2 protein-coding genes are annotated in these 1,792 nt (G+C 73.7%); both read left to right on the forward strand.

Annotated features, from left to right (window positions below; all coding sequences use genetic code 11):
• A partial coding sequence (locus tag ACWGIG_RS38725; protein ID WP_453326418.1) for an LLM class flavin-dependent oxidoreductase occupies positions 1-501 on the forward strand: 501 nt, incomplete at its 5' end.
• Positions 502-576: 75 nt separating this feature from the next.
• Positions 577-1,674, forward strand: a complete 1,098-nt coding sequence (locus ACWGIG_RS38730; RefSeq protein WP_453326419.1) for an NAD(P)-binding domain-containing protein — start codon at positions 577-579, stop codon at positions 1,672-1,674.
• Positions 1,675-1,792 lie beyond the last annotated feature (118 nt).

A 1,792-nucleotide genomic window follows, 5' to 3' on the forward strand; every position in this document is an offset into this window, starting at 1 on the left:
TATCTGACCTGGGGCGAGCCGCCCGCCCAGGTCAAGCAGAAGATCGACTGGATCCGGGGGCTCGCGGAGGAGCGGGGGCGCAAGGTCCGGTTCGGGATCCGGCTGCACACCATTTCGCGCGATGCGGCGCGGGAGGCGTGGGCGACGGCGGACCGGCTGCTGGACGATCTGAGTCCGGACGCGATCGCCACCGCGCAGGAGGCGCTCGGCAGGAGCGAGTCCGTGGGGCAGCAGCGGATGCTGGCGCTGCACGGCGGTTCGCGGAAGGACCTGGAGATCTCGCCGAACCTGTGGGCGGGTGTCGGTCTGGTACGGGGCGGGGCCGGGACCGCACTGGTGGGGAGCCACGCGGACGTCTCGGACCGGATCGAGGAGTACCACGCGCTCGGTGTCGAACACTTCGTGCTGTCCGGGTATCCGCATCTGGAGGAGGCCTACTGGTTCGGGGAGGGGGTACGGCCGGAGCTGGTGCGGCGGAGGCTGGTGGCGGCGCAGGCGTAAGGGTCCCGGCCTGGGAGATCCGGAGCGGTTGCCCCGGGAGGGAAGATCCGCGGCCCGCACCCCGTTAGTAGAAGCATGAACAACATCGGGGTGCGGGATGTGGCCGTCGTCGTCATCGGTGCGGGGCAGGCCGGTCTGTCGGCCGCCTACCATCTGCGCAGGTCAGGGTTGGTGCCCGAGCGGGACTTCGTCGTGCTCGACCACGCTCCGCAGGCGGGCGGCGCGTGGCAGTTCCGCTGGCCCTCGCTGACGTACGGCAAGGTGCACGGCATGCACGCGCTTCCCGGCCTTGAGCTGACGGGCGCCGACCCCCGGCGCCCTTCGTCGGAGGTCGTCCGGGAGTACTTCGCGGAGTACGAGGAGACGTTCGGGCTGCACGTCCACCGGCCGGTGGATGTCACCGCCGTGCGGGAGGGCGAGGACGGACGGCTGCGGATCGAGACCTCGGAGGGGGTGTGGGCCGCGCGGGCGCTGATCAGCGCGACGGGGACCTGGGGCCGGCCGTTCTGGCCGCGCTACCCGGGCCAGGACACCTTCCGCGGGCGGCAGCTGCACACCGCGAACTACCCGGGGCCCGAGGAGTTCGCAGGGCAACGGGTCGTGGTGGTGGGCGGCGGCGCGTCGGGGACCCAGCACCTGATGGAACTCGCGCCGCTCGCCGCGGAGACGACCTGGGTGACGCGGCGGCCCCCGGTGTTCCGGGAGGGCGAGTTCACCGAGGAGTGGGGGCGGGCGGCCGTCGCACGGGTCGAGGAGCGGGTACGGCGCGGCCTGCCGCCGGAGAGCGTGGTGTCGGTGACGGCGCTGCCGGTGACGGAGGCGATCGCGCAGGCGCGGGAGAGCGGGGTGCTGGAGCGGCTGCCGATGTTCGACCGGATCACGGAGGACGGGGTGGCGTGGGACGACGGCCGTTTCGTGGCGGCGGACGTCATCCTCTGGGCGACGGGATTCAGGGCGGCCGTCGACCACTTGGCGCCCCTGCGGCTGAGGGAGGCCGGGGGCGGGATCCGGATGGAGGGGACGCGGGTCGCCCGGGACGAACGCATCCACCTGGTGGGGTACGGGCCGTCGGCGAGCACGATCGGGGCGAACCGGGCGGGGCGGCAGGCGGTGCGGGAGGTCTTGCGGGTGGTGGGGGCGGAGCCGGGGGTGGGGGTTGTGGTGACCGGGTGAGGCATCACCCTGTCCGGGGGGCGGGTGCGCAGGTGCGCAGGTGCGGGGGCAGTGGGTGGTGCGGGTTGCCTGCGGCGCCGGTGGGGGCTTGCGTCCCGGGCTGCGCCCGGTGCACGGC

The sequence above is a fragment of the Streptomyces sp. NPDC054863 genome, assembly GCF_053610825.1.